This window comes from thiotrophic endosymbiont of Bathymodiolus puteoserpentis (Logatchev), assembly GCF_900127505.1.
Taxonomy (GTDB): Bacteria; Pseudomonadota; Gammaproteobacteria; order PS1; family Pseudothioglobaceae; genus Thiodubiliella.
On the sequence record NZ_UEXF01000018.1, the window covers coordinates 1 to 814 of the forward strand.

Annotated in this window: 1 protein-coding gene; it reads right to left on the reverse strand. The window is 40.0% G+C overall.

The features are described 5' to 3' along the window. Positions 1 to 34: 34 nt before the first annotated feature. Positions 35 to 814: IS30 family transposase (locus BHECKSOX2_RS01970; RefSeq protein WP_139682242.1), on the reverse strand; the 780-nt coding region annotated here is incomplete at its 5' end.

An 814-nucleotide genomic window follows, 5' to 3' on the forward strand; every position in this document is an offset into this window, starting at 1 on the left:
GATATCCAAAATATAATTTAAATTTATGGCGAATTCAACCCATAAGTGCAACACTTCCATTTAAAAAATAGTCCTTGCCAGTCATCTTGGCAAAGACCTCAAATGGGGTCTTATACCCCAAGCATTTCCTAGGTCTATTATTCATTAAATCTGTTGCCCTAAATGCTTCTTTCTCACTCACATTATCCAAAGCCATTCGCTTAGGGAAGAATTGCCTTAACAGTCCATTGTGATTCTCGTTTAAGCCCCTTTCCCAACTATGATACGGCTTGGCAAAGTAAGTGTTACAGTCAAGATTTTCTGCTAGCTTTTCATGCCAACTAAACTCCCTGCCATTGTCAAAAGTCAAGGTTTTGACCCAATGTTTAAGTGGAGTGAGTCGTTTATTGATAGCGTCATTTGCATTTTGTGCGGTTTTGTTGACAATGGGTAGTGCAAGATATAGCCTACTCTTACGCTCAGCAAGAGTGGCAAAGCCACCTTTGTGTCCTTTACCAATAACCAAGTCAACTTCCCAGTCGCCAATGCGAGTGCGAGCATCAACAATACTGGGGTGCTCATCAATGTCAATGCGATTAGGTATCCTACCTCGATAATCATTTTTGCCATAGCGTTTTCGATATTTCTTATGCTGATGGCGTAGGTATTTGTAAAGCGCTCCGCCTACCGCTTTGTCTTGCAAGACAAAGCGGTAGGCGGTTTCAGTGCTAATTTTAATCTTTTTATCTAATTCCAAGCGTCCCATGATTTGTTCAGGACTCCAATATTCTTTTAGCTTTTCACTAATGTAATTTTTAACACAATCTGTGAGTTT